Here is a 25,056-nt window from a genome sequence, read left to right as displayed (position 1 = left end):
GCCTGCTTCGCCTGGTAGGCCTCCGACATCGGCTTGGCGTAGCCGGCGGCGGTTTCGGCGGCCTTGAACTCGTCGTCCTCGACGGCGATGAACTTGGCGCCGAGCGAAGCGACCTGTTCCTTGGCGGCGGGGCGGACATCGGTTGCGGTGACCACCGCGCCGAGACGGCGGGCCGTTGCGATCGCCTGCAGGCCGGCGACGCCGGCGCCCATGACGAAGACCTTGGCGGCCGGAACCGTACCGGCAGCGGTCATCATCATCGGCATGGCGCGGCCGTATTCGTGGGAAGCGTCGATCACCGCGCGGTAGCCGGCAAGGTTCGCCTGGGAGGACAGCACGTCCATCGACTGGGCGCGGGTGATGCGCGGCATCAGTTCCATGGCGAAGGCGGTTATGCCAGCCTTGGCCATCTCCGCCAAGGCGGCATCGTTGCCATAGGGATCCATCACGGCGAAGACGACGGCACCGGACCGGTAGGCGGCGATCTCGGCGGCGGTCGGCCGATTGACCCTGAGGATGACGTCACCGGACCCCGCATCGGCAACCGTGCCGATCTTCGCGCCGGCCGTTTCGAAATCGCTGTCGGGAATGCCGGACGCCAGGCCGGCGCCGCTCTCCACCACAACCGAGAAGCCGAGTGCCCTCAGTCGCTTGACGGTCTCGGCCGAAGCAGAAACGCGAGGTTCCTGCGAACCTTCGCGGCATACGAAAATAACCTTCGCCAAAGACTGTCTCCTCCCAGTCGATATCGCAGGAGGGCGAAAAGCTCCGCCCTTTCTAAAACCAGTGACAAAGCTGGCTTGTCGGGATCAACGCAGCAGGAAAGCGCCGGCGATGTTGAGAATGATGAAGACGAGCAGGCTGCCGATGAAGCCCGCGCCACCGAAGAAACCGGCGGCCATGGCGATCAGCAGCACGACGACGACCATGGTGCCCCATTTGGCACCGGCGATGAACATGTCGTAGGTCTTTTCATGTTCCGCGTAGTCCATCGAAGCGCCCGTTTCCACCGGTCCGCTGTGGTGATTGTCCATCAGTCCCGTCTCCTTGATCAGCCGCACGCGACCCGCCGGGTGAAAGCGTTCGCGCGAGCGGGAAAAACCCTCGTCGACATCCGGAATCACAGGCCTCAACCACCAGGACCGGCGTCACTTCAGGCCTTACACAAAGCGATCGCAAAGCGCAATGGCGCCACATTGCCTCACCGGTACGCCCGCATCGGGCATTTCACACGACGAAAGCCATCTCGGGGGAATTCGGCCGCCCGGCAAGCCGTGCGGTCGGCAGAATCGTCAGGGGCGGGATTTCAAAATGCGAGGCATTTTCGAACATGAGCCGCCGCTCGTAGGCTTCCGACTGGAAAGCGGGAAACCGCCTCATGAGCTTCGACCGCAACTCCCGCGTCCGGGAAGCCAGCAGCGTCAGGTCGAACCCGTAGGTCCCGGCCATCGTCGGCGGCACGACCGTATCGGCATAGAAGAACCGCCGGTAGAAGGCCGCATGCGCCGGCCGGATGTGCTGGATCATCCGGTCGGCATCGAAATGGATGGCCGCCATGATCGCCGGCCGCACGGTGAGATAGGGCAAGGCCGACCGTTCGTTGGCGAATTCCGCATTGATGGCGAAGCGCGCAGGATCGATCAGCGTCAGCCCGGCATCCAGGAAGCCGTTGATCGCGTCGGGGAAGATGCCGCTCGACTGACTGACGCGGTGATCCGGCGTGACGTGATGAACGCGCAGCGTGCTGACCAGTTCTTCATAATAATAGAGGCCGAACACATAGGCCTGTTCGTCGAAATCGATGTCGTCCAGCATGCTGACGGCGGCGACCGGCAGGACGTTGTGCGCCTTGTAGGCGCGATAGCGCAGGCGGGCTATGTCCTCGAAATCCTCGTGGCTTTCGATCCGGCGGTATTCGACGTGGTCAAGGGTTGAAAGAAGTTTGGACGAAAAATTTCCATCTGCAAAATTTATATCTGTTTGCATTGCGCTCATTCCTGGGTGTTAACCAAGAATTAACCCTGAAATGCGTAAGCGCCGCAACAATTTGATAAAGAATTAACAAACTTTCAAAATTTATGGTTAACAAAGGGTTAACGGCCCGCACTTCATGTGCGGTATCCGTTCAGAATTGTCTGGATATCAGGCAGCTGTCTCAGCGCGCGGCAGCTCGCAATGGCGAGTTCTGGGCACCCTTGGCGCCCCGCCGGATGGAAGAAAGCTTGGCCGAGGACGAACTGTCGGCGGCAAGCTCGATGATCTTATCGACGCTGACCGGCATCGAGAAGACATATCCCTGGACCAGATCGGCGAACCGGTGACGGTTGATCAGCGCCAGCTGTTCCTTCGTCTCGACCCCTTCGACGACGATCTTGAGGCCGAGCTCGCGCGACAGATGGACGATGCCGCGCAAGAGCTTCAGCTTGCGCTGGTCCTCACCGATATTGCGGATGAAGGCCCGGTCGATCTTGACGATATCGAGCGGCAGCGTGTCCAGGTAGCTGAGGCTCGAAAAGCCTGTGCCGAAATCGTCGATTGCGATCGTCACGCCGGTCGCCCGGAACCGGTTGAGAATGGCGCTGACCGCCACCGGTTCATCCATGAAGCAGCTTTCCGTCACTTCCAGATGCAGGCGAGCGGGCTCGAGGGAGTAACGTTTCAGTACGTCGGCGACGTAACCGACGATGTCGCCGTTGCGCAGGTCCTGGATCGACAGGTTGACCGACACCGCCATCGGTTCCGGCCACGCCGCGCAGTCGCGGCAGGCCTGGTCGATGACCTGGTGCGTGATGTGCGAAACGAGGCCCATATCCTCCGCCATCGGGATGAAGATGTTCGGGCCGACCATGCCGCGCTCGGGGTGGCGCCAGCGCACCAGCGCCTCGCAGCAGTCGATGCCGGAGCCGTCCGGACGGTACATGGGCTGGTAGACGACATGCAGGCCGTGATGATCGATCGCCTGGCGCAGGTCCGCCCTGAGCTTCTGGTCCTCGATATATTTCGCGTCCATTTCCTCCCGGAAGACCGTCAGCGTGCCGTGGCCGGCCGACTTGGCATGGTTGAGCGCAAGGTCCGCCTTGATCTGCCAGTTCTCCATGCCGAAGTCCTGCGACGGCAGGATGACGCAGCCGCTGTTCATGGAAACGGTAAGCTGCAGACCCTCCACATGATAATCGCCCTGAACCTGCGAATGGATCTGCCGGATTTGCCGCTCCAGGTCCAGACTGCAATTGCCGCCAAACAGCAGGACGACGAACTCGTCGCCGACGAGCCGGCCCGTCAGCATGTTGTCAGCCTTCAGCGAGGAGAGCTTCGCGGCGATCGCCGACAACAGCCGGTCCCCGACCACATGGCCGCGCACGTCGTTGACATGCTTGAAGCCGTCGACGTTGAACACCGCGAGCGCCGCCAGCTCTTCGCCCCGGCCGCTGAGCTTCTCCGCCGCCAATTCGCCGAAATGGCCGCGGTTCGGCAGGCCGGTCAGCGCGTCGAACTGCACCATGTGCAGGATCTTTTCCTCCGCCGCGACGCGCGCGCTGACGTCTTCGAAGACCAGCACGACACCGCCGTCGGAGCGGCGGCTTGCCGAAAACTCCAGGTAGAGATCGTTGTCGAATCGAAAAAGCCCGCGACTGAGCGTCCCGTCCATCAGGCGGGCGATCTGCTGCAGGATCGCGCCGGAAATGTTTGCCGCTCCCTCGCGCAGGACGGAGAGGAAATCCCGGTCCTTGACCTCTTCCGTCGCCCCGAGCCGAAGAAAATCCTGGGCCTGCCGGTTGATCACCTCGATGCGCCCCTCGGCATCCAGCATCACCAGGCCGTGCGCAACGGTCGTCAGGGCCGTGTCGAACCGGCCGGCGATGATCGTCATCTCGCGCGAGGCGGTGACGTTCTCATAAAGGAAGTCGCGCACGCCTTTCGCCATGGAGCGCGTCGTCAGACCGAAAGGAACCAGCAGGAGCGACATCAGCGCCAGATGCAGGTCGCCGGTCAGCACGCAGGCGATCATGATCGGCGCGCAGGAGCCGATCGTCTGGACGTCGACCGCATGCCGCGAGCCGTAGTTGCGGCCGACGATCGACATCATGGAGCCGAGCGTCATAGCGATGCAGGTGAAGGCCGCGAACGTATCCTGAAGCACCAGAAGCGCGTAGCCGCTCGAAATGCCGAGCAGCAGCGCGGTGCCGGCCGCCCCGACCACATACTGGGTTTCGAGGCCTGCTATCTGCTCGCGCGTCAGCGAACGCTTGTCCATCCGGTCGAAGCGATGGAATCCGATCATCCGGTAGGCGTTGACGCCGAAGAAGCCGATGGCCATGAAGATATAGAAGACGGAACCGGTGCTGCTGTAGACAAGCAGGCACCAGGCGACATGGACCACCATGCCGGTCACCAGCGTGCCGCGATTTCCAAACAGCGACGTGACGAAGGACAGATAAACATCCGTCGACAGCGTCTTCGCTTCAGTCTCTTTCATCGGGTTCATCCCTTTGCTTCCGACCGACAGTGCGGAAAACCCTTTAAAAATTGCTTGTTCCCGCGATATTTACCCCCCTTCCATCGGGGGGTTGTTGGAAGTTTGCTCAACAAACTCTCAACAGAACGGCTAAAATTGTCCGCATGCCGACCTTCGGCGGAATGGCGCCTTCGGCCCCGGCCGCGCCCGGACGCCTGACGATATCGCCTTTTTACAGGGGAAAACCAGGTTTATTAGGACTTTCCTTTTTATAGACCTTGGTTTACATCGCCATCAACGGACGGGCGGGATAAGAAGGACCCGTTTGAATTGGGGAAACTATGGCTGCATTGTTGAAGATCAGCGGTCTCATCGACCGCCTCAGTGAAATCATTGGCAAATTTTCCGGTTATCTTGTCCTTGCCTGCACGCTGATCAGCGCCGGCAATGCGGTCATCCGCTATCTCTTCAACTACAGCTCGAACGGCTGGCTCGAGATCCAGTGGTATCTCTTCGGCTTCATCGTGCTTTTGGGTGCGTCCCACACGTTGCGGCTCAACGAACATGTGCGCGTCGACCTCGTCTACGGTGCGGTTTCCGATCGCACCCGGCTGTGGATCGACACGATCGGCCTGATCGTCTTCCTGATCCCCGCCTGCCTCTATCTCGCCTGGCTTGCCTGGCCGTTCTTCACTCTCTCCTATGCGCAGGGCGAAGTCTCGTCGAATGCCGGCGGCCTCATCCGCTGGCCGATCAAGCTCGTCATCGTCGCAGGTTTCGGCCTTCTGGCGCTGCAGGGACTTTCCGAGCTCATCAAGCGCATCGCCGGCCTCACGGGCGTCCTCCAGGTCGATACGACCTACGAAAAGCCGCTGCAATAACATCACTTCCGGGGGATAACCGCTCATGTTCGAATACGGTATAATGCCGCCGGCAATGTTCCTGGGCATGATCATCTTCATGCTCTACGGCTTTCCGGTCGCCTTCTCGCTCTCGGCCGTCGGCCTGTTCTTCGGCCTTCTCGGCATCGCCACCGGCCATTTCGAGTTCGCCTTCCTGCAGGCGCTGCCCTTCCGCATCTTCGGCATCGTCTCGAACGACCTGCTGCTCGCCATCCCCTTCTTCACCTTCATGGGCGCGGTGCTCGAACGCTGCGGCCTGGCGGAAGATCTTCTCGAAGGCACCGGCAAGCTGTTCGGCGCCATCCCCGGCGGCCTCGCCTACGCGGTCATCCTTGTCGGCGCCATCCTCGGCGCCATCACCGGCACGGTTGCCGCCTCGGTCATCACCATGGGCGTGATCTCGCTGCCGATCATGCTGAAATACGGCTACAACCCGCGGCTCGCCACCGGCGTCATCGCGGCATCCGGCACGATCACCCAGGTCATCCCGCCGTCGCTCGTCCTGATCGTTCTCGCCGACCAGCTCGGCCGCTCGGTCGGCGACATGTATCTCGGCGCGATCGGGCCCTCCATCCTGCAGGTGACGATCTTCCTGCTCTTCATCCTGGGTCTTTCGATCTTCCGGCCGAAGGACGTGCCGGCGCTGCCGCTCGAAGCCCGTGGCGAGATGAACATGGCGCTGGTCGTCAAAGTTCTGTGGGGCATGATCCCGTCGATCGTGCTGATCTTCCTCGTGCTCGGCACCATCTTCATGGGTCTGGCGACGCCGACCGAAGCCGGCGCGCTCGGTGTCGTCGGCGCCATGGTGCTCGCCGCCATGCACCGCCGCCTCACCTGGGACCTGATCAAGCAGGGAATGCACTCCACCATGACGATCACCTCCATGGTCGTCTTCATCCTGGTCGGCGCCACCTGCTTCAGCCTCGTCTTCCAGGGCATGGACGGCGGTCTCTGGATCGAATACCTGCTTTCCCACGTCCCCGGCGGCGCAGTCGGGTTCCTGATCTTCGTCAATATCTTCGTCTTCTTCCTGGCCTTCTTCCTGGATTTCTTCGAGATCGCCTTCATCGTCCTGCCGATGCTGGCGCCGGTCGCCAATTCGCTCGGCATCGACCTGATCTGGTTCGGCGTGCTGCTCTGCGTCAACATGCAGACGAGCTTCATGCACCCGCCCTTCGGTTTCGCACTCTTCTACCTGCGCTCCATCGCGCCGAAATCGGTCAAGACAAAGGATATCTATCTCGGCGCCATTCCCTGGCTCTGCATGCAGCTGATCCTGGTCGGCATCATCATCTTCTGGCCCGAATCCGTCACTTATTGGCTGGACAAGGCCCCCGACGTCGATCTCAACACGATCAAGATCGAAGTCCCGGGCTTCGGATCCGGCGGCGGAAGCGGCATGCCCAACTTCGGCCTGCCGCCGATGGACGGCGCCCCTGCCCAGCCAGGACAGCAGGGCTTGCCCGGCATGCCGAACTTCGGCGAGCCGCCCAAGATCAACCCGTAAGGGTGGCTTCCCTTGTCGGCGGGCTGAGGGGGAGTATATTGGAGTGGAGGGCAGAGTTGGCGCTCTGCCCTCCTTTGCTATCTGCCTAAGAACGTGAGCCGGGCAGCTATTGACCAGCTTGTCCGGCTTTTCCTAAACAGCAACGTAATGCTCAGTGGTTTCCACATCGCACTACCTCCAGTTCGACAGCAAGGCTTTTGCCTAAGTCGGTGAAGCCCGTCTTCACCGATGCTCGGGCTGGTCACGGAGCGTGCTGCTTCAATCCTTGAACGCTGCAACCATGGATAATCGGGTGTGTTTGTCGAGACGACACAGCCGGCCGCAACCGATTTACGGCGCGTGTAAGCAAAAACCCCGGACCTTTCGATCCGGGGCGTTCTCTAGCCAGTCAGCTTGATGCTTTGATCAGAGCTTGCCGTTGCGCTGCTGGATCATCATGAAGGTGTCGAACGTGTATTCCGACAGCTGCATCCAGAGGTAACCTTCCTTCTTGAAAGCCACCTGGTCCTCGTAGATCTTCTTGAAGTCCGCGTTGGTGGCGGAGATGTCCTTGTAGACTTCGAGCGAGGCCTTGTAGCAGGCTTCCAGGATTTCCTGGCTGAACGGCCGCAGGATGGTGCCCTGGGAGACAATCTGCTTGATCGCCGTCGGGTTCTTGGCGTCGTACTTTGCCATCATGTTGGTATTGGCGAAAGCGCAGGCATCGGTCAGCGCGGCCTGATAGGCCTTCGGCAGCGCGTTCCACTTGTCCAAGTTCATGAAGGAGTGGATGACCGGGCCGCCTTCCCAGAAGGCCGGATAGTAGTAGTATTTGGTCACCTTGTAGAAGCCAAGCTTGTGGTCGTCATAGGGACCGACCCATTCCGCCGCATCGATCGTACCCTTTTCGAGCGCCGGATAGATGTCGCCGCCGGGTATCTGCTGCGGCACGACACCAAGCTTCTCGACCACCCGGCCGGCAAGTCCGGCGATGCGCATCTTGACGCCTTTGAAGTCGTCTACGGTATTGATTTCCTTGCGGAACCACCCGCCCATCTGGGCGCCCGTATTACCCGACGGAAGCCCGTAGACATTGTGCTTGGCATAAAACTCGTTCAGGAACTTGTTGCCGTTGCCTTCGTAGAACCACGCATTGCTCAGTCGTGCGTTAAGGCCGAAAGGAATTGCAGTGCCGATGGCGAACGTCGGATCTTTGCCCACGAAATAATAGGAGCAGGTGTGGCACATTTCGACCGTCGCATTGCTGACGGCATCCAAAGCCTGTCCGGCTGGAACGATTTCGCCGGCGGCGAAAGGCTGGATGGTGAAATTGCCGTCGGTTGCGGCTGCGACATGCTTGGCGATGTCTTCAGCGCCACCGTAAATGGTGTCGAGCGACTTCGGAAATGAAGACGTCAGACGCCAGGTGATTTTCGGGCTCGACTGCGCGATGGCCGGAGCGGCGAGCACCGAAGCTGCGGCTGCGCCGGCGCCGGTCACGGCAGCCTTCTTGAAGAATGTGCGACGATCCATGAAATACCTCCCATAAAGATGAAACCGCAGGGTTTTCCGTTCCCACTCCCCCGGCTTGATGGCGAAGTAAACATGTTGCCCACCGGGTTGCAAGCGGCGCTGCTAATATTCCTTAATGGGACGAGGTCTTTTGATCTTAGACTTTCGTCTTGTGCTGCACAAACGAGATTCACAAAGAATTTCAATGAAGAAATGCTTATTCTTTAAGCAGGACCAAGGCGCTGCGCCGAACCTGAACTTGACTTGCGGGGGCTTCCGGCGGCACAACGGAACAATCCTCCGATGCATGCCCGATGGAGATTTTGATGCCGAAACCGATCGTCGCCCTGCCTGCCGATATTCGCGAAATCGACGGAGCGATCTGGCATGCTTCGCCGAACCAGTATGTGCAGGCGGCGCTGAGGGTCGCAGACGTGATGAGCTTCATCATTCCGGCCTTTGAGGAGGGCAACGACTTCGACGCGATTCTCGACCGGGTGGATGGCGTGCTGGTGTCCGGTTCGGCGACCAATGTGCACCCGTCGCTCTACGGAAAAGAAGCGACCGCCGGCGACGGCCCGTTCGATCCGGCCCGCGACGCGACGTCGCTGCCGCTGATCCGCCGTGCGATCGATCGCGGCATCCCGCTGCTCGCCATTTGCCGGGGCATCCAGGAACTCAATGTCGCGCTCGGCGGCACGCTGGCGAGCGAAATCCAGGACCAGCCCGGCATATGGGACCATCGCAAGCCGGATGTGAAGGAGCGCGACGGCATGTATGCGATCCGCCAGCCGGTCTTCGTGGCCGAAGGCTCCTGCATCGCCAACTATCTCGGCCTTTCGGGCGAGGTGCAGGTGAACTCGCTGCATCGGCAGGCCATCGCCGAAACCGCTCCCCGCCTGAAGGTCGAAGCAACCGCCGAGGATGGCACGATCGAAGCCGTTTCGGTCATCGACGCGAAGAATTTCGCCGTCGGCGTGCAATGGCATCCGGAATACTGGGCCGAGACGGATGCGCCGTCGCGGGCGCTTTTCCACGCCTTCGGCGATGCCGTGCGCGCCTATGCGGCCCGCAAGGCGATCACCGACGTCGCGGCTTGAGATCGGCCCTTCTCCCCGTCATACGGGGAGAGGGGACGTGCCTCATCCATCGCTCGCATCTCGGGACGATGTCCTTCTCCCCGTCAGAACGGAGAGAAGATGCCGGCAGGCGGATGAGGGGTCTTCAAACCCTTGGCCGGAAAATCCCGGTCGACTGGCGGATCCGCATCTCCGGCTTGATCAGGTGGATACCGTCCGGTTCATGGCTGCCGGCAAGGCGATCGAGCAGCGCCCGGGCGGCGAGCCGTCCGACTTCGGTCTGGCCGTTCCAGACGGTCGTCAGGGCAGGCGTGGCGATGGAGGCCTCCTCCAGGTCGTCGTAGCCGGTGACCGAAATATCGACGCCCGGCATCAGCCCGGCGCGGGCGATGCCGTTCATCAGGCCGATCGCGACCAGGTCGTTCCAGCACACCGCCGCCGTCGGCTTCTGCGGCAGGGAAAGGAAATGCACCGCCGCCTCGAAACCGCCCTGCTTGGAGCGCGGCCCGGGAATGCGCAGGTTCGAATCCACTTCGATGCCGGCCTTGCGCAGGGCGTTGACATAACCCTGGTAGCGGTCGCGTCCGGTCGATGTCTGGTCCGTGCCGCCGATCATGGCGATCACCCGGTGCCCGAGCCCGATCAGGTGATTGGTGGCGAGCGAGATGCCGTAGCTGTCGTCGCCGCGATAGGTGGGCAGGTCGACCCCTTCCATCGAACGGGCGACGAGGATCGCCGGCATGCCGTTTTCCTCCGCCAGCCTCACGTCCTCGATCGGCGTGCCGATCGCCGGCGACATGATGACGCCGTCGCCGCCGAGCTGCAGCAGGGTCTCGATGAAGGTCCGCTGCTTTTCGACGGAGTCGTAATGATTGGAGAGGATGAACGTATGCCGGCTGCGGTCGAGCTCGCTTTCGATCGCCTTGAGGATTTCCCCGTAGAACGGGTTCATGATATCGTGGACCACGACGCCGATGATGCCGGAACGGGAGGTGCGCAGGCTGGCGGCGCGGCGGTTGTAGATATAACCGAGCGCGCGGGCCTGTTCCTTGATCTTCTCCCGCGTATCGGCCGCCACCAGCGGGCTGTCGCGGAGCGCAAGTGAGATGGTGGCGGTGGAAAGGCCGAGACTCTCGGCGATCGTCGACAACTTGACCTTCTGTGCCATTTCCCCCACTCGCAACGGCAGGCATCGTTTCTCGATGCCGAATTAAATTTTAAATAAACAATTTAATTCCGTGCGACAATCCTGTGACAGGAGATTTCCGGGCAGGTCGATCCCAGCGAAGGGATTCAGTCTTCCGTGAGGGCCGGCTGAAGATTGTGCTCGATCGTCCTGAGCAGCTTCAAAAGTGTGCGTACCTCCTTGTCGGACAGGCCTTTGGCGGCGAGCGAACCGCAATCGGCAACCGAGCGGCCGATCTGCTCGACGCTCTGCAGGCCGGTCTCCGTCAGGTGGACCTTTGTAAGACGCCCGTCCATGCCGTCGGCGCGCCGTTCGAGAAAACCCTGGGCCTCCATGCGGCCGATGGTGCGGGTCATGGTCGGCGCCTTGACGCCGAGCCTCAGCGCCAGTTGCCCGGGCGTCAGGCCATCCTCTTCCGCCAGCATCAGAATGACGCCGTCCTGGCCCGCATAAAGCCCGGTCTCGCCGAGGCTTCGGCTAAGAAGTGTGCGCATCGAACGGGCGGCTTGCGTGATCGCCGGCGCGAGATCGGCGGCCGACAGGCCCTCCAGATCCTTCTTCTTGCCTGATTTGGCTTTTTTGTCGCCCTTCTTCTTGCTCATTCGTCCTGCCCGTTTTGCCCTAAAGAAGTAGCCGCTATATCTGGTACCGGGTTATCCATATCGAAACCGGGAATTGACCGCCAGATGCAGCATCCTTCGCCGCATGATCATGACAATGTTACGACGATTGCATCCACAGAAAGGCAAAACCCGATCGCCGTTCTGCCGCTGGGGGCCCATGAGCAGCACGGACCGCATCTCCCCTTCGAGACGGACACGCTGATTGCGGCAGGTCTCGTCGCGCGACTGATTCCCGCCCTGCCCCGCGATCTGTCCGTGACGTTTCTCCCCGTGGAACCGGTCGGCTACTCGATCGAGCACATGGACGTTGCCGGCACCCGCACGCTCGCCTTCGACGAGGCGGTGAACCGCTGGCTCGGCATCGCGGGAGACCTGAACGCGCAGGGCATCCGCAAACTCGTCCTGCTCAACGCCCATGGCGGCAATTCGCCGCTGCTGACGATCGTGGCGACCGAGGCCCGCGTGCGGTTCGGCATGCTCGTGGTGGCGACCAGCTGGACCCGCTTCGGCCAGCCGGAAGGCTGGATCGCGCCGGAGGACAAGGCGACCGATATCCATGGCGGCGACATCGAAACGTCGGTCATGCTGGCGCTCTGGCCGGAGAAGGTGGATATGGCAAAGGCGGAAAACTTCTCCTCCCGCCAGTCGGATTTCGCCCGGGATTTCAAGCACCTGCGGGCCTACGGCCCGCATGCCTTCGGCTGGAAGATGTCGGACCTGAACGAAAAAGGCGTTGCCGGGAATGCAGCCGCGGCAACGGCCGAGCGGGGAGAGCAGCTTGTGACGCACGCGGTCCGAGGCCTTGTCGAACTGCTGGAGGATGTGGCCAAGTTCGACGTCGAAGCATTCCAGTAGTAAAAAACTACACAATTTTGTAGAATGGGCTACACCAATCGAGGCGACGCCGATGACGCTCAATATCCGAAATGAGGAGGCCGATGCACTTGCCCGCGAACTTGCACGCATCGACGGCACGACGATTACCGAGGCAGTCATTTCCGCGTTGAGAGAGACGATCGATAACCGTGTCCGCCAGGAAACACCGCGCGAAACAGCACAGCGCATTCTGGCAAAACGCGGCCTCGCCTTCAAACCGGATCGCAGATCGCTTCCGGCCGGCGCCTATCATGATCTGGATCACAATTTCGGCGACGACGACTGATGTTTGTAGATGCCTGTGCAATCGTGTCAATGATGGCCGGGGAAGAGACCGCTGCCGCCTATGGGCAGGCCCTCGTCGATGCAAAGTCTCCGTTCACATCGCCACTGGCCGCTTGGGAAGCGATCATCGTTCTCTCACGTCCCGATCAGCTGGACTGCCGTTACAGCGAGGCAGAAGGCGCGGTCATCGAATGGCTGGATGCCCGCGGCATCGATATCCGCGAATGCGGCTCGCCACGAACAGCCTTGAACTACGCCGTCGCTGTCGCCGAAAAACATGGCATCGGGCGGCGCTATCTCAGCAATTTCGACTGCTTCCATTATGCCTATGCCAAGGTGGCGGGCCAACCTCTGCTGACGTTGGACCAGCTTCTGCGCGACACGGATATCGACGCAGTCCCCTGACGTGATTTTATAACGTCAAAACCCTTTGAACTCGTCCCGGCTTGCCCTTATATGAAACCGACAATCCCGCGCCCGCCGGACGCTTTCCAATATCCTCGAGGTTTCCCCATGGCCGAAAAAACCGCCGAAACAGTCACCGCCAAGCCCGTTCCCGTTACCGTGCTGACCGGTTATCTCGGCGCCGGCAAGACGACGCTTCTGAACCGCATCCTGTCCGAGAGCCACGGCAAGAAATACGCGGTCATCGTCAACGAATTCGGCGAGATCGGCATCGACAACGACCTGATCGTCGAGTCGGACGAGGAAATCTACGAAATGAACAACGGCTGCGTCTGCTGCACGGTGCGCGGCGACCTGATCCGCGTCGTCGAGGGCCTGATGCGCCGCCCCGGCCGTTTCGACGGCATCATCGTCGAGACCACCGGCCTTGCCGATCCGGTGCCGGTCGCCCAGACCTTCTTCATGGACGACGACGTCCGCGCCAAGACCGAGCTCGATGCGGTCGTCGCCCTCGTCGACGCCAAGCACCTGCCGTTGCGCCTCAAGGACAGCCGCGAGGCCGAAGACCAGATCGCCTTCGCCGACGTCGTCGTCATCAACAAGACAGACCTCGTGAGCCCCGAAGAACTGACCGTGATCGAGGATGTGGTGCGCGCCATTAACCCGACCGCCCGCGTCTACAAGACGAGCCGTTCCGGCGTCGATCTCGCCCGCGTGCTGGACCAGGGCGCCTTCAATCTGGAGCGGGCGCTGGAAAACGATCCGCATTTCCTCGACCACGGCCATGAGGACCACGTCTGCGGCCCGGATTGCGACCACGACCACGGCCATCACCACCATCATGATCAAGACCATCATCATCATGACCATGATCACCACGATCACGGGCACGATCATTCGCACCACCATCACCATCACGGAGAAATGTCGCCGATCCATGACGTGACGGTGAAGTCGATCTCCCTGCGCGGCGGCGAGATGAACCCGGAGCGCTTCTTCCCCTGGATCCAGAAGATCACCCAGACGGAAGGCCCGAACATCCTGCGCCTGAAGGGCATCATCGCCTTCAAGGGCGACGAGGAACGGTATGTCGTGCAAGGCGTCCACATGATCGTCGAAGGCGATCACCAGCGTCCGTGGAAGGACGGCGAGAAACGCGAAAGCCGCCTCGTCTTCATCGGCCGCGAACTCGATTTCGACAAGATCGAAAAGAGTTTTCTGGCTTGTCAGGCAGCACCTGCGACGGCCGCGTAATGCCGCAAGATACGGAACGGTTTTCAGATGGCGCCATGCGCGAAAAGAAGAACGCATGGCGCCAAAACCGTGTAAAGCGCTTCTCGGACAAAAATCATGCCGAGGGATAATATCGCCTGATGCCGACAGTCGCACCGCTTGATCTCGAAGGCCACGTCGTCGCGGCCCATTTCCTCGGGGACATTCCCTTCTTCGCCAATGCCGCCGGCACTATCCATCGGCTGGATGGCGGCGAAAAGGTCACCGAGGCCCACCAGGGCCTGCTCACCTGCATCCGCGATCCGTTCAGCAGCACGCTGCTGACGGGCGGCGAAGACGGCAAGGTGTTTCGCATCGCCCCCGATGGCACCGCAAGTCTGATCGCCGAGGCGCCGCGCAAGTGGATCAACGTCGTCGCCGGCGGGCCGCAGAAGGCGGTCGCCTATGCGCATGGCAAGTCGAGCTTCGTCAAATTGAACGACGGCTCGCTGAAGGAATTCACCGAAGAGCGCAGCGTCGAGGGCCTTGCCTTTGCCAACAAGGGGCTCCGCATCGCCGCCGCACGGTATAACGGCGTCACGCTGCACTGGGTGGCGACCTCCGGCGATCCGGTCGATCTGGAATGGAAGGGTGCCCATACCGGCGTCACCTTCTCGCCGGACGGCCGTTTCCTCGTCACCACCATGCAGGAAAACGCGCTGCACGGCTGGAAGCTGGACGGCAAGCCGGGCGAGAACCGTCACATGCGGATGACCGGTTATCCGGCCAAGGTGAAATCGCTCTCCTGGTCGCCGAAGGGCAAGTGGCTCGCCTCCTCCGGCGCCCCGGCGGCGATCGTCTGGCCGTTCTCGTCGAAGGACGGGCCGATGGGCAAGGCGCCGCTCGAACTCGGCACCCGCGCCAACATCATGGTCACCCAGGTGGCCTTCCATCCGGCCGAAGAGGTGCTGGCGATCGGCTTCGTCGACGGCATGATCCTCGGCGTCAGGCTCGCCGACAGCAAGGAAGCGCTGCTGCGCCGACCCGGCAAGGGCGCGATCACCGGATTGAGCTGGAGTTCGAACGGCAGGCTGCTCGCCTTTTCCTCTGAAGCGGGCGATTGCGGCGTCGTCGACATCTCCGCCTGAACCATATCCTTTTCAGAGCGGGCGGAGGCCCCACACCGGCCCCCGCCCGCCTCGCGAACGCCAGCGACGGCTCTTCGGTCGAAGAGACGCCGACGCCGTTTCCCGAGAGGAAGTCTGTAGAGCGGAACTGCCGCCGTTTTCGCCTGCAAGAATTCGGCCGCACGCCTCGCCAATCTGGCGGACGCCGCGAATTCTCTTGTTTTTCAGGGTCTTGACTGAGGTTACCTGCGAGGGATGTTCTACCATCCAAACCGCCGCCAGTACATTATTAATATCTAATATATTGAAGTCATGATGAACGGTTAGGCATAACGGTTCGGATTTTCAGAAATTTGTCCGCAGTGATCTTTTCTGTTTCGGGGCAATGGGTCTCGAAACGCGGTCCGCCGCCCGCGGTTTTCGCAAACGTCGAGCAGCACGGAAGTCCGCAGCGGAGGAAACTCCGCCACGGCCTGATCCATAGGGATGGGCAGGCAGTTGGTATCGGGTATGGGATTGTCAGGCATTCTGCCTGCCCGATCGCCTCGGCGTTTCCTGAAGACCCGGTGCCGGAGGGTCCAAATTACGACACCGGGGTCTTCCGGCGGTTGGCGCCCTGACGGCGCGGCCCCTCCTTGAACGACCATCACCGGACGCCGGATTGCTTCCCGTGGAGAAGACCGGTTCGCGACCCGGCTCCCTGCCCGATGACCTCGCCATTATGCAGGCCATCCAAAAGCCGGGGACGAAAGAGGACTATTTTCAGGGCGGCACCATTGTAATATCACGGATAATTCGCCTGAGGGTCGCCGTGGCATCCCCGCTTTCACGCCTTCTCCATGTTCTCGCCGCGGGTTTCTTGCATCGCGGTTATCAAATTGAACGGATCCGGGCGATGATCTCCCCGAGCAGCGAATGCAGGTCGTCGCGGTAGCCGTTGCGGGCGGAAGGCCCGCTTTCGTCGGAGGTCATGACGACGGTGAGCTTGAGAGACGGCACGATATAAAGCATCTGCCCGCCGTAACCCCAGCCGAACTTCACATCCTCGCCGCCGATCCGGCGCAGGAACCAGCCGTAACCGTATCCGTCGCCGGAAAAGCGGGAATTGGTGCGCGGCGTCCAGGACTGCTCGATCCAATCCTGAGACACCACCTGCCGGCCCTCCGGCGTCCTTCCCCCATTGCGGTAAAGTTCGCCGAAGGCCAGCAGCGAACGGGCGGTCATCGCCATCTGGTTGCCGCCGAGATAAATGCCCTGCGGATCGCGCTCCCAGGAACCGATGCGGAAATCCGTCACCGGCGCCAGCCATTCGCGGGCAAGCGCCAGCGTCGATTTCCCCCCGACCTTTGCGAGGATCGCCGAGAGGAGATGCGTCGACGCGGTCGAATAGAGCATCGCCCCGCCCGGTTCGCCGTCGAAGGGTTCGGAAAGCGCAAACCGCACCCAGTTGCGGCTCGCCACCCAGCGGCCGTAGTTCGGCCCCGACATGCGCGACAGTCCCGCCTGCATGGAAAGCAGGTTGCCGACGGTGATCTCATGGACGCGCGGATCGGGATCGGCGGGCAGATCGGCTTTCAGGATCGGCGCGATCTTCTGGTCCGGCCCTTCGAGCAGCTTGCGGTCGATGGCGATGCCGACGAGGCAGGAAATGATCGATTTCGAAGCCGATTTGATGTTGGTCGAGGCATTCAGCGAATGGCCGTGGAATGCCCGTTCGGCCGTCATCCGGCCATCACGCGAAACGAGCACGGCCTTCAGCGGTTCCAGCCCTGCCGCTGCCGCGAGCACGGTCTCGATCGTCGATGGCGGCTGCGGCACGGGCAGTTGCCCCGAAGGCAATCGCGGTACCGACTGCTGCGCAAGGCTGCGGGCCGGGCCGAGAACCAGCGGGAGGCAGAAGAGGGTGGTGCGGCGCGTCAACATGCGCGGCAAATTAAGGCAGGCCGCGGCCGATGGATACCGGAGGAATGCTCGCCTCACACCAAGGTGACGGAATGTGAGGGCGAAACGCCGGGATCTCCCGGTCGAAGAAGCGGCGGGATCCTGCATCGGGGATACCGACTGCCCTTGTTGGAATCAGTCAGGCAGGCGATGTATGGAACGGCACGCGCTTCATACGATCGGACGAAACATGGCCAAGGCACCCAAAACCGAACATTCCGAACTCGCGGGCGAATTCACGCATGACGGCATTACCGTCCTGGTCGATATCTTCCGCCCGGCCGGCACCCAGGGCGATTGGACGCTCGAGGTGATCACCGAGGAAGACGACGTCACCTCCTGGGACGAGCCGTTCGCCACCGATCGCGATGCCTTCGACGAATTCCTCGCGACGGTCGAGCGCGACGGCATCCGCTCGTTCTTCGGCGAACCCGATCCCGCGGTGCATTGATGAAGAAGGTCGAAGACCTCGTCACCTCCGCAAGGACGATCCACGACCGTTATGCCGCCGGGCGCATGGAACGGGAAATCGTGCGCCAATGGGTTCTCGGCCTCGGCGCCTATCCGGAGCCGCATGGCAGCCGGGTGCAGGAAGCCTCCGCCTGGTTCAAGCCCTCGCGCGATGCGATGGACCCCGTCGAGATCAAGATCGCCGATCTTGCCAGGCTGCAGGCGATCTATCGGCCATGACGGGACTTGCGATCAAAGGCCGGCCTCGGCGAACACCTTGACGACCCAGTCGATGAAGGCGCGCACGCGCGGAGAAAGCTGGCGGTTCTGCGGATAGAGCGCCGAAAGCAGCGTCGGAGGCGGCGGGAAAGAGGAAAGCACCTCGACCAGCACGCCGTCGTCGATATCCTGCTGCAGCCGGTAGCGCGGCGCCTGCATGAGGCCGTAGCCGCGCCGCGCCAGATCGACCATCGTATCGGAGTTGTTGACGGTCAGCCGGCTCGGCAGGGTGACATGTCTGACCTCGTCGCCCACCATGAATTCGAGCGGCATGACATGGCCGGTGCGCGACGAGATGAAGCCGACCACCACATGCCCGTCGAGATCGTCCGGCGACTGAGGCAGCCCGTGTTTTTCGATGTAGGCGGGGCTGGCGCAGGTGATTTCGGCGATCACGCCGAGCCGGCGCATGATCAATCCGCTATCGGCAATCTCGCCGGCGCGGATGACGCAGTCCACGCCCTCGCGGACGAGATCCACCAGCCGGTCGCCCTGGCCGATCTGCAGGTCGAGCAGGGGGTAGCGGTCGAGGAATTCGTCAAGCCGCGGCAGCAGGAAGGTGCGGGTGAGGAACCCGTGCGCATCCACCCTCAGCAATCCCCGCGGCTGCGCATCGCGAAAGATGTTCTCCGCTTCGTCGACCTCCGCAAGGATCGCCAGGCAGCGCTCGTAGAAGGCGCGGCCGTCGAGCGTCGGCGTCACGTGCCGCGTCGTCCGTTCCAGAAGCCGAACGCCGATGTCGTCTTCCAGCTGCTTGATTGCCTCGGTGACGGTCGACCGCGCAAGACCGAGGTCGGACGCGGCGGCGGCAAAGCTGCCTCGCTCGACGATCCGGGTGAAAAGCTGCATGCGGTTGAGCCGGTCCATCCCCGCTGTTCACCACAGCCGAATTCTCATGTCAATCGAGAGGCAATTGTTCCCCGGTGGTGCCAGCAATATCTCTCCTGCGCCAACAAGGAGACAAACCATGAGCACCAACGGACAGCGCGTCGCGATCGTCACCGGCGCATCGAAAGGTATCGGCAGGGCGATTGCGCTGCGTCTTGCCAAGGATGGCATTGCCGTCGTCGTGAATTATGCGTCGAGCCGTGGCGCCGCCGACGAGGCGGTCGCGGAGATCGAAGCCGCCGGCGGCAGGGCGATCGCCGTGCAGGCCGACATCGGCGGCCCGGCCGCCATGACCGATCTGTTCGACGCGGCGGAAAGAGCCTTCGGCGGCATCGATATTCTCGTCAACAATGCCGGGATCATGAAGCTCGCGCCGCTTTCGGAAACCGACGATGCGGCCTTCGAGCGGCATATGGCGATCAACCTCGCCGGCACCTTCCGCGGCATCCGCGAAGCGGGCAGACGGATGCGCGACGGCGGCCGGATCATCAACTTCTCGTCCAGCGTCGTCGGCGTCTACGGACCGGCCTATGGCGCCTACGCCGCCAGCAAGGCCGCGGTCGAGGCCATGACGCACGTCGCCTCGAAGGAGCTCGGCAGGCGCGGCATCACCGTCAATGCCGTCGCGCCCGGACCGGTCGAAACCGACATGTTCATGAACGGCAAGTCGGACGAACTCGTCCAGCGCATCGTCGGCACCATCCCCCTCGCACGCCTCGGCCAGCCGGACGACATCGCCTCGGTCGTCGCCTTCCTCGCCGGTCCGGAGGGCGGCTGGGTGAACGGTCAGGTGCTGCGCGCCAATGGCGGCATGATCTGATCCCGCCCCAAGCCCCTCCGCCTCAAGCAAACCGAGGAGAAACCCATGCCATTCGTCAACATCAAGACGCCCGAAGGCGCCCTCTCCCGCGCCCAGAAGGAAGAGATCATGCACCGCACGACGGACATGCTCGTCGAGTATTTTTCCGAGGCCGCGCGACCGCACACCATGGTGCTGATCGAGGAAGTGAAGGACGGCGGTTACGGCCGCGCCGACGAGATCTTCATCCTGCCGCACGAATACAGGGCGAAGGACAGCGCATGAAAAACAGGGCCGGTGCGATCCCTCGCACCGGCCCCACCCCCACCGTATTGTTTTCTGTTTCTTAGAACCGGTAGGTCACCCCTGCCCCGACCAGCCAGGGATTGATCTTCGCCTTGCCGCTGAGCGGGCCGAGCACGTCGTGATCCGCCTTCCAGTCGGTTTCGAGGAAGATTTTCTTCACGTCGAAGTTCACGCCCCAGTGCTGGTCGATCATGTAGTCGAAACCGACCTGCAGCGCGGCGCCGAAATTGTTCTCGACGTCGAGGTTATGGAAACCGGCCTTTTCTGACTGGTTGTAGAACAGCGAATAGTTGACGCCCGCACCGACATAGGGCTTGAAGGCGCCGAAATCCGTGAAATGGTACTGCAGCGTCAAGGTCGGCGGCAGCAGCCAGGCCCGCCCGACCGGCACGCCGACGGCGCCGTCTTCCTTGATATTGGCGTAGGTCGTGCCGAGGATGAGTTCGGCGGCGATATTGTCGGTGAAGAAGTAGCTGATATCGAGCTCGGGGATCACCGAGTCGGAATAGGAAAGATCCGAGCCTGGAACGCCGTTGACCGAGCCGCGGTCCTCAGTGATGACGCCCAAACCGCGTACGCGGATCTGCCACGGGCTCCGGGTGGTCATCGTTTCTTCTGCCACCGGAGCAACGGGAGCCTGAGTGAGATCCGCCGCCATTGCTCCGAATGCGAAAAAAGCCGCGCCCGCGCCTGCGATCCATCTCAAATGCCGTACGCCGCCCGTGTTCATGTGACCTCTCCTTGATTGCGCATTGATCTTGCAGGGAGTGGGTTAGACCTGCCGTCGGGACAGGGGATTGATCAGGATCAATCGCCGGCCGTGTTGCAGACCGGAGCGGCGAATATGTCGCAGGGGCGGTTTTTTCTCCGACGGGACCGGGCGGACCTTGGGGTGGCATCATCCCGATATGGCCTTCGTGGCCGTGCACCGTTTGCAGTCCGGACGATTCGGCATAGGTTTGCCGGGAACGTCATCTTGAAGTTATCCCCATGCGCCTGTGTTTCCGTTTCGTCCTCCGGCTCCTGCTTCTTCTCGCCCCGTTTGCCGCGGCCGCTGGCGAGCCCGTGCGGACCGACCTCAAGGCGCGGGTGCCGGGCGCGGCGACCGTGACCTATCTGGACCTCGCGCGGCAGATCGTCCCGGATCTTGCCAGGGCAGAGGGAGCGGCATGGCGAGGCGACACGCTCGACGAGGCGGTCGCCCGGAAGCTCGATCTCGATACGGACTGGCCGGACGGGTTCGTCATCGAGCATGTCGAAGTCATCGACCTTGCTTCCGCCGGACCGTCCCGCTTCATCGTTCTTTTCGATTTCGGTATTTCGAACGGCGATCCGGCAGCCCCTGCCCTGCTCGCCCTCTATTCCGCCGCCGGCAGCATCGACACGGCTCCCCGACTGCGCGATGTGCTGAATGTCGGGTTCGACCGGGACACGGGGTTTCCGCGGGACGCCATGCAGCCGCTTGACCCGCAGTCGCAATTGATCGTCGTGAGCAACGGCCATTGGAACTCACAGCAGGCCTACGGCGACCTGACGCTGGTACTCGCCGGACCCGGCGGTCTGCGGACCATCGATGACGTGATGACCTTTTCGGAGACGTTCTGCGGTCTGCGCCGCACCCAGGAACCGCGCATCTCGGTGAGGAAGGAAGGCTCGGTCCCGATGGCAGCCATCCGGGTCGATGTCCTCTTGCGCGACGAGCCGGTCAGGGAGCGATGCAGCGAAAGGACGGCCGCCCGGCGCGACCGGACCATCACCGTCACCTACCGCTGGAACAAGGTAAGCGGCCGATATGAGCCCGATTCGAAGGCTCTCGAAAAGCTCGCTTCGGAAAACGAAAAGCGGTTCTGACGAGCCCGGGAGGGGCAGGCTTCACGTCGGGACGCAAGGCCCGCGCGCGCCTGCCCCATTCTCCGGGCAAGGCATGTCGACGCCTCAGGCGAGCTTGCGCCCGCTCGCGACGATCATGCCCGCGGCACCTTCCAGCCAGCCGGCCTTCAGTTCCAGCGCCAGGAAACGTGAACGCTGGAACGGGCCGGGCATGACGAGATGCCGGGTCTTGTCGGCAAAGAAGCCGAACCGCTCGTAATAGGCCGCGTCGCCGACGAGCAGGATGGCGCCATGGCCGCGCTTGTGGGCTTCGGCAACTGCCGCACGCATCAGCGCACCGCCGATGCCGCGACCTTCATGCGCCGAATCGACGGCCAGCGGGCCGAGCAGCAGCGCCTCGACCGGCGCGCCGTCGGGACCGATGCCGGCTTCGACGTTCCACAGTCGCACCGTGCCGATCACGTGGCCTGCCGAATCGCGGGCGACGATCGCCAGCCCGTCCGCCGGCACGCGGCCGCGGCGGATCTTCTCCGACGACTTCTTGCGGCGGTCCGGACCCATGGCGCGGTCGAGCAGGTTTTCGCGCGCGACGACGTCGGCCGGCGTCTCGGCATCGATGGTGAAAGTGTTGTTCGGCGCAAAAAGAGCGCGGACAGAATCAAGAACAGTGGCCACTGTGGCCTCCCGAACCCAAAACCGTTCAAGGCGGTACTACGGAGAATTGTGAATTTGCCGCCCCGGCTGGTTACGGGGCCGGCGGAGTTAGGGAGCGGAAATCCGCCCCTTAAATGACGTAGGCCTTCAGGGGCTCGAAGCCGTTGAAGGCGACGGCCGAGTAGGTCGTCGTGTAGGCGCCGGTGCCTTCGATCAGAACCTCGTCGCCGATCGTCAGAGAGATCGGCAGCGGATACATGTTCTTCTCGTACAGCACGTCCGCGGAATCGCAGGTCGGACCGGCCAGAACGCAGGGCTCCATCTCGTCCTGATCGCGCTCGGTGCGGATCGGGTAGCGGATCGCCTCGTCCATGGTTTCGGCGAGACCGCCGAACTTGCCGATGTCGAGGAAGACCCAGCGATGGTTGTCGTTGTCCGACTTCTTCGACACGAGGACGACTTCAGCCTTGATGACGCCCGCATTGCCGACCATGCCGCGACCCGGCTCGATGATCGTCTTCGGCAGGTTGTTGCCGAAATGCTTGCGCAGCGAAGCGAAGATCGCCTTGCCATAGGCTTCGGCAGACGGCACGTCGCGCAGGTACTTGGTCGGGAAACCGCCGCCCATGTTGACCATCTGCAGAACGATGCCCTGCTTTGCGAGCGAGGCGAAGACGCGCTTGGCATCGGCGAGAGCCGAATCCCAAGCATCGACCTTGGTCATCTGCGAGCCGACATGGAAGGACACACCGTAGGATTCGAGACCCATCTGGTGGGCGTAGACGAGCACGTCGACGGCCATCTGCGGGACGCAGCCGAACTTGCGCGACAGCGGCCATTCGGCGCCTTCGCCATCGGTCAGCACGCGGCAGAACACCTTTGCGCCGGGGGCTGCGCGGGAAATCTTCTCGACTTCCTCATGGCTATCGACGGCATAGAGGCCGACGCCGAGCGCGAAGGCGCGGGCGATGTCGCGCTCCTTCTTGATCGTGTTGCCGAAGGAGATACGGTCGGCGGTAGCACCGGCATCGAGCGCCATCTGGATTTCGGCCACGGAGGCGCAATCGAAGTTGGAACCCATGGAAGCGAGGAGCTTCAGGATTGCCGGTTCCGGGTTGGCCTTGACCGCGTAGTAGATGGCGCTGTCCGGCAGCGCATGGCGGAAAGCGGTGAAATTGTCGCGCACGACATCGAGATCAACAACCAGGCACGGACCTTCCGGACGGCGGGTCTTGATGAAGTCGAGGATACGAGCAGTGGTCATTGGTCAGTCCCTTCAAAATCTCAAAGCTCCGGCTTTTGAGACCGGAGGACAAAGGGCGGACGAGAATGCGACAGGCCCAGTTGGTGGAGACACTGGTACCCTGGACACGCTCTACCGCGCGGCATGTAGACCAACGCCCTGCCACGAGCATTGATCCGGCTTTGTCTGCCTTGGATTGGAGGGGAAACCCCGCCGCACTTCCGGCAATGATGGTGTGCCTCTTCAGTATTGCAGGCTGATGGAAAGCCTGCAGAGACCAGAAAGGCCCGCACCGTCGTTGCTTCAAGATGTCCTCGCATTTCCCGGTTGGCCGGAATAGCGACTGGAGCGGTTAGTTCCAGGTACCTTACCGATGACCTCACCTTAGAGATTGTTCTCAGTTCGAGGGTCGGCGGACACCCACAGGCACGTGCGACTTTGGGCAGCCCGGGAGATAAGAATATTCGCCGTCATAATCAAGAGATTTTTTGGCCTTCATCGAAAATTCGCATTGCACAATGGATGATGAGCACCCACCTAGGATTTCGCCAAACCAATGGGGTGACATTTGGATACTCTGACGCGCATGCGCGCCTTCATCGATGTGGTTGAAGCGGAAGGCTTTTCCGCCGCCGCGAGACGGACCGGACGATCGAAGGCGCTGCTGTCGAAATACGTGCGCGAACTGGAGGACGATCTCGGCGCGCTGCTGCTCAATCGCACCACCCGCCAGTTCTCGATGACCGAGGCGGGCCATACCTATTATCGCACCGCCGCCGATATCCTCAAGGAGATCGACAACCTCGCGGATCTGGTGCGTGAGAACAACGCCGACCTCAAGGGGCGGCTGCGCGTTTCCGTGCCGCGCACCTTCGTCGATGCGGAGGTCGGCCAGTCGCTGATCGACTTCGCCAAGGGCCATCCGGAGGTCTCGCTGGAAATCGTCGCGGAAGACCGCTTCGTCGATCTGATCGAGGAGAATTTCGACCTTGCGATCCGAATCACCAAGCTCGAAGACTCCGGCCTCATCGCCCGAAAGCTCTCCGACTTCCGGGTCTATGCGGTGGCGACCGCCGATTTCGTTGCCCAATACGGGCCGCTCGAACACCCGCAGGGCCTGAACCGCGTCCCCTTCATCATCGACACCAACTCCCGCTGGCACAACAACGTGCGCTTCACCGACAAGGACGGCTCGACGATCTCCGTCGCCGTCAGCGGCCCGATCGAGATCAACAGTCCCCAGGCGACGCTGCGTGCCGCCCGCGCCGGCCTGGGCGTGGCGATCATTCCCGACTTCATCGCCAACAGTTCGATCCAGTCGGGCGAACTCGTCACCCTGTTCGACGACTATATCGCCAAGGACCGCGGCATCTACGCGGTCTATCCGCATCGCCGCTACCTGCCGGCCAAGGTGAGAAGCTTCGTCGATTTCCTTTCCGCCTGGTTCCGCCGCCAGCCGCATTGACCCGGGTCGAAATTCCGTCTCATTTACGCGGCATCAGATCCGGGAAAATCGA

General features: G+C 62.1%; 25 protein-coding genes and 1 pseudogene. 14 read left to right on the top strand and 12 right to left on the bottom strand.

Going from position 1 to position 25,056, the window contains the following annotated elements; all coding sequences use genetic code 11:
• From DMO26_RS28890 to DMO26_RS28875, 4 genes and pseudogenes are all read right to left on the bottom strand, one after another.
• Window positions 1–725 (bottom strand): annotated as a pseudogene (locus tag DMO26_RS28890) (NAD(P)(+) transhydrogenase (Re/Si-specific) subunit alpha); the annotation flags it as partial.
• An 84-nt stretch (window positions 726–809) separates the two neighbouring features.
• A complete protein-coding gene (locus DMO26_RS28885; protein WP_117195786.1) occupies window positions 810–1,034 on the bottom strand; it encodes an aa3-type cytochrome c oxidase subunit IV in 225 nt (74 codons plus the stop codon).
• A 193-nt stretch (window positions 1,035–1,227) separates the two neighbouring features.
• The gene (locus tag DMO26_RS28880; RefSeq protein WP_117195775.1) at window positions 1,228–1,986 is read right to left on the bottom strand and encodes an N-acyl amino acid synthase FeeM domain-containing protein; all 759 of its coding nucleotides are present in this window, start codon (window positions 1,984–1,986) and stop codon (window positions 1,228–1,230) included.
• Window positions 1,987–2,155: 169 nt separating this feature from the next.
• Window positions 2,156–4,477: a putative bifunctional diguanylate cyclase/phosphodiesterase gene (locus DMO26_RS28875; protein WP_226951452.1), complete on the bottom strand. Its 2,322-nt coding sequence runs from the start codon at window positions 4,475–4,477 to the stop codon at window positions 2,156–2,158.
• Window positions 4,478–4,797: 320 nt separating this feature from the next.
• Here DMO26_RS28875 and DMO26_RS28870 point away from each other — a divergent pair, with 320 nt between their 5' ends.
• Both DMO26_RS28870 and DMO26_RS28865 read left to right on the top strand, forming a co-directional pair.
• Window positions 4,798–5,337 carry a TRAP transporter small permease subunit gene (locus tag DMO26_RS28870; protein ID WP_117195773.1) on the top strand — a complete coding sequence of 180 codons (540 nt, stop codon included), beginning with the start codon at window positions 4,798–4,800 and terminating at the stop codon, window positions 5,335–5,337.
• Between the two features lie 25 nt (window positions 5,338–5,362).
• A complete protein-coding gene (locus DMO26_RS28865) occupies window positions 5,363–6,865 on the top strand; it encodes a TRAP transporter large permease (RefSeq protein ID WP_117195772.1) in 1,503 nt (500 codons plus the stop codon).
• A 405-nt stretch (window positions 6,866–7,270) separates the two neighbouring features.
• Here the strand turns inward: DMO26_RS28865 and DMO26_RS28860 are convergent, their stop codons facing one another.
• Window positions 7,271–8,377: a TRAP transporter substrate-binding protein gene (locus tag DMO26_RS28860; RefSeq protein ID WP_117195771.1), complete on the bottom strand. Its 1,107-nt coding sequence runs from the start codon at window positions 8,375–8,377 to the stop codon at window positions 7,271–7,273.
• Window positions 8,378–8,682: 305 nt separating this feature from the next.
• Here DMO26_RS28860 and DMO26_RS28855 point away from each other — a divergent pair, with 305 nt between their 5' ends.
• On the top strand, window positions 8,683–9,456 hold the full coding sequence (locus DMO26_RS28855; RefSeq protein WP_117195785.1) for a gamma-glutamyl-gamma-aminobutyrate hydrolase family protein: 774 nt from the start codon (window positions 8,683–8,685) through the stop codon (window positions 9,454–9,456).
• Window positions 9,457–9,580: 124 nt separating this feature from the next.
• Here the strand turns inward: DMO26_RS28855 and DMO26_RS28850 are convergent, their stop codons facing one another.
• Both DMO26_RS28850 and DMO26_RS28845 read right to left on the bottom strand, forming a co-directional pair.
• Window positions 9,581–10,603, bottom strand: a complete 1,023-nt coding sequence (locus tag DMO26_RS28850; RefSeq protein WP_117195770.1) for a LacI family DNA-binding transcriptional regulator — start codon at window positions 10,601–10,603, stop codon at window positions 9,581–9,583.
• Window positions 10,604–10,728: 125 nt separating this feature from the next.
• Window positions 10,729–11,223, bottom strand: coding sequence for a MarR family winged helix-turn-helix transcriptional regulator (locus DMO26_RS28845; protein WP_117195769.1), 495 nt, complete (start codon window positions 11,221–11,223; stop codon window positions 10,729–10,731).
• Between the two features lie 84 nt (window positions 11,224–11,307).
• Here DMO26_RS28845 and DMO26_RS28840 point away from each other — a divergent pair, with 84 nt between their 5' ends.
• From DMO26_RS28840 to DMO26_RS28820, 5 genes are all read left to right on the top strand, one after another.
• On the top strand, window positions 11,308–12,099 hold the full coding sequence (locus DMO26_RS28840; RefSeq protein ID WP_117195768.1) for a creatininase family protein: 792 nt from the start codon (window positions 11,308–11,310) through the stop codon (window positions 12,097–12,099).
• A 52-nt stretch (window positions 12,100–12,151) separates the two neighbouring features.
• Window positions 12,152–12,406: a type II toxin-antitoxin system VapB family antitoxin gene (locus DMO26_RS28835; protein ID WP_162895098.1), complete on the top strand. Its 255-nt coding sequence runs from the start codon at window positions 12,152–12,154 to the stop codon at window positions 12,404–12,406.
• The gene (locus tag DMO26_RS28830) at window positions 12,406–12,810 is read left to right on the top strand and encodes a type II toxin-antitoxin system VapC family toxin (RefSeq protein WP_117195767.1); all 405 of its coding nucleotides are present in this window, start codon (window positions 12,406–12,408) and stop codon (window positions 12,808–12,810) included. The genes DMO26_RS28835 and DMO26_RS28830 overlap by 1 nt, the downstream gene beginning before the upstream one ends.
• 108 nt (window positions 12,811–12,918) lie before the next feature.
• Window positions 12,919–14,064 carry a CobW family GTP-binding protein gene (locus tag DMO26_RS28825; protein ID WP_117195766.1) on the top strand — a complete coding sequence of 382 codons (1,146 nt, stop codon included), beginning with the start codon at window positions 12,919–12,921 and terminating at the stop codon, window positions 14,062–14,064.
• Window positions 14,065–14,183: 119 nt separating this feature from the next.
• Window positions 14,184–15,170, top strand: coding sequence for a WD40 repeat domain-containing protein (locus DMO26_RS28820; protein WP_117195765.1), 987 nt, complete (start codon window positions 14,184–14,186; stop codon window positions 15,168–15,170).
• Window positions 15,171–16,022: 852 nt separating this feature from the next.
• Here DMO26_RS28820 and DMO26_RS28815 read toward each other — a convergent pair.
• Window positions 16,023–17,072: a serine hydrolase domain-containing protein gene (locus tag DMO26_RS28815; RefSeq protein ID WP_117195764.1), complete on the bottom strand. Its 1,050-nt coding sequence runs from the start codon at window positions 17,070–17,072 to the stop codon at window positions 16,023–16,025.
• A gap of 208 nt (window positions 17,073–17,280) precedes the next feature.
• Between DMO26_RS28815 and DMO26_RS28810 the strand changes: the two genes are divergently transcribed.
• Both DMO26_RS28810 and DMO26_RS28805 read left to right on the top strand, forming a co-directional pair.
• On the top strand, window positions 17,281–17,541 hold the full coding sequence (locus DMO26_RS28810; RefSeq protein ID WP_117195784.1) for a hypothetical protein: 261 nt from the start codon (window positions 17,281–17,283) through the stop codon (window positions 17,539–17,541).
• A complete protein-coding gene (locus DMO26_RS28805) occupies window positions 17,541–17,780 on the top strand; it encodes a hypothetical protein (protein ID WP_117195763.1) in 240 nt (79 codons plus the stop codon). Before DMO26_RS28810 ends, DMO26_RS28805 begins: the two co-directional genes overlap by 1 nt.
• 12 nt (window positions 17,781–17,792) lie before the next feature.
• Here DMO26_RS28805 and DMO26_RS28800 read toward each other — a convergent pair whose 3' ends face one another.
• Window positions 17,793–18,686, bottom strand: a complete 894-nt coding sequence (locus DMO26_RS28800; RefSeq protein ID WP_117195762.1) for a LysR family transcriptional regulator — start codon at window positions 18,684–18,686, stop codon at window positions 17,793–17,795.
• A 100-nt stretch (window positions 18,687–18,786) separates the two neighbouring features.
• On the opposite strand from DMO26_RS28800, the gene DMO26_RS28795 reads away from it, so the two are divergent.
• Window positions 18,787–19,527 (top strand): SDR family oxidoreductase, encoded by a 741-nt coding sequence (locus DMO26_RS28795; protein ID WP_117195761.1) that lies wholly within the window; start codon window positions 18,787–18,789, stop codon window positions 19,525–19,527.
• 45 nt (window positions 19,528–19,572) lie between these two features.
• Window positions 19,573–19,791 carry a tautomerase family protein gene (locus DMO26_RS28790; protein WP_117195760.1) on the top strand — a complete coding sequence of 73 codons (219 nt, stop codon included), beginning with the start codon at window positions 19,573–19,575 and terminating at the stop codon, window positions 19,789–19,791.
• A gap of 61 nt (window positions 19,792–19,852) precedes the next feature.
• On the opposite strand, the gene DMO26_RS28785 is transcribed toward DMO26_RS28790, so the two are convergent.
• Window positions 19,853–20,470 (bottom strand): OmpW/AlkL family protein, encoded by a 618-nt coding sequence (locus DMO26_RS28785; protein ID WP_404947095.1) that lies wholly within the window; start codon window positions 20,468–20,470, stop codon window positions 19,853–19,855.
• Between the two features lie 332 nt (window positions 20,471–20,802).
• On the opposite strand from DMO26_RS28785, the gene DMO26_RS28780 reads away from it, so the two are divergent.
• A complete protein-coding gene (locus DMO26_RS28780; RefSeq protein WP_117195758.1) occupies window positions 20,803–21,663 on the top strand; it encodes a hypothetical protein in 861 nt (286 codons plus the stop codon).
• Between the two features lie 84 nt (window positions 21,664–21,747).
• Here DMO26_RS28780 and DMO26_RS28775 read toward each other — a convergent pair whose 3' ends face one another.
• Window positions 21,748–22,317 carry a GNAT family N-acetyltransferase gene (locus DMO26_RS28775; RefSeq protein ID WP_117195757.1) on the bottom strand — a complete coding sequence of 190 codons (570 nt, stop codon included), beginning with the start codon at window positions 22,315–22,317 and terminating at the stop codon, window positions 21,748–21,750.
• Between the two features lie 109 nt (window positions 22,318–22,426).
• Window positions 22,427–23,560: an ornithine/lysine decarboxylase gene (gene odc2, locus DMO26_RS28770; protein WP_117195756.1), complete on the bottom strand. Its 1,134-nt coding sequence runs from the start codon at window positions 23,558–23,560 to the stop codon at window positions 22,427–22,429.
• 547 nt (window positions 23,561–24,107) lie between these two features.
• On the opposite strand from odc2, the gene DMO26_RS28765 reads away from it, so the two are divergent.
• Window positions 24,108–25,004: a LysR family transcriptional regulator gene (locus DMO26_RS28765; RefSeq protein ID WP_117195755.1), complete on the top strand. Its 897-nt coding sequence runs from the start codon at window positions 24,108–24,110 to the stop codon at window positions 25,002–25,004.
• The last annotated feature ends 52 nt before the right edge of the window (window positions 25,005–25,056 follow it).

This window comes from Rhizobium terrae, from assembly GCF_003425685.1.
Taxonomy (GTDB): domain Bacteria; phylum Pseudomonadota; class Alphaproteobacteria; order Rhizobiales; family Rhizobiaceae; genus Neorhizobium; species Neorhizobium terrae.
The sequence above is the reverse complement of the archived record's forward strand: the minus strand, read 5'-3'. Positions and strand labels throughout refer to the sequence as shown.

Coding starts and splice junctions, on each gene's coding strand:
- DMO26_RS28870 (WP_117195773.1), top strand. CDS start 4,798: ATGGCTGCATTGTTGAAGATCAGCGGTCTCATCGACCGCCTCAGTGAA.
- DMO26_RS28880 (WP_117195775.1), bottom strand. CDS start 1,986: ATGCAAACAGATATAAATTTTGCAGATGGAAATTTTTCGTCCAAACTT.
- DMO26_RS28850 (WP_117195770.1), bottom strand. CDS start 10,603: ATGGCACAGAAGGTCAAGTTGTCGACGATCGCCGAGAGTCTCGGCCTT.
- DMO26_RS28830 (WP_117195767.1), top strand. CDS start 12,406: ATGTTTGTAGATGCCTGTGCAATCGTGTCAATGATGGCCGGGGAAGAG.
- odc2 (WP_117195756.1), bottom strand. CDS start 23,560: ATGACCACTGCTCGTATCCTCGACTTCATCAAGACCCGCCGTCCGGAA.
- DMO26_RS28810 (WP_117195784.1), top strand. CDS start 17,281: ATGGCCAAGGCACCCAAAACCGAACATTCCGAACTCGCGGGCGAATTC.
- DMO26_RS28800 (WP_117195762.1), bottom strand. CDS start 18,686: ATGGACCGGCTCAACCGCATGCAGCTTTTCACCCGGATCGTCGAGCGA.
- DMO26_RS28855 (WP_117195785.1), top strand. CDS start 8,683: ATGCCGAAACCGATCGTCGCCCTGCCTGCCGATATTCGCGAAATCGAC.
- DMO26_RS28795 (WP_117195761.1), top strand. CDS start 18,787: ATGAGCACCAACGGACAGCGCGTCGCGATCGTCACCGGCGCATCGAAA.
- DMO26_RS28865 (WP_117195772.1), top strand. CDS start 5,363: ATGTTCGAATACGGTATAATGCCGCCGGCAATGTTCCTGGGCATGATC.
- DMO26_RS28885 (WP_117195786.1), bottom strand. CDS start 1,034: ATGGACAATCACCACAGCGGACCGGTGGAAACGGGCGCTTCGATGGAC.
- DMO26_RS28815 (WP_117195764.1), bottom strand. CDS start 17,072: ATGTTGACGCGCCGCACCACCCTCTTCTGCCTCCCGCTGGTTCTCGGC.
- DMO26_RS28820 (WP_117195765.1), top strand. CDS start 14,184: ATGCCGACAGTCGCACCGCTTGATCTCGAAGGCCACGTCGTCGCGGCC.
- DMO26_RS28805 (WP_117195763.1), top strand. CDS start 17,541: ATGAAGAAGGTCGAAGACCTCGTCACCTCCGCAAGGACGATCCACGAC.
- DMO26_RS28780 (WP_117195758.1), top strand. CDS start 20,803: ATGCGCCTGTGTTTCCGTTTCGTCCTCCGGCTCCTGCTTCTTCTCGCC.
- DMO26_RS28825 (WP_117195766.1), top strand. CDS start 12,919: ATGGCCGAAAAAACCGCCGAAACAGTCACCGCCAAGCCCGTTCCCGTT.
- DMO26_RS28785 (WP_404947095.1), bottom strand. CDS start 20,470: ATGGCGGCGGATCTCACTCAGGCTCCCGTTGCTCCGGTGGCAGAAGAA.
- DMO26_RS28860 (WP_117195771.1), bottom strand. CDS start 8,377: ATGGATCGTCGCACATTCTTCAAGAAGGCTGCCGTGACCGGCGCCGGC.
- DMO26_RS28790 (WP_117195760.1), top strand. CDS start 19,573: ATGCCATTCGTCAACATCAAGACGCCCGAAGGCGCCCTCTCCCGCGCC.
- DMO26_RS28845 (WP_117195769.1), bottom strand. CDS start 11,223: ATGAGCAAGAAGAAGGGCGACAAAAAAGCCAAATCAGGCAAGAAGAAG.
- DMO26_RS28875 (WP_226951452.1), bottom strand. CDS start 4,477: ATGAAAGAGACTGAAGCGAAGACGCTGTCGACGGATGTTTATCTGTCC.
- DMO26_RS28840 (WP_117195768.1), top strand. CDS start 11,308: ATGCAGCATCCTTCGCCGCATGATCATGACAATGTTACGACGATTGCA.
- DMO26_RS28835 (WP_162895098.1), top strand. CDS start 12,152: ATGACGCTCAATATCCGAAATGAGGAGGCCGATGCACTTGCCCGCGAA.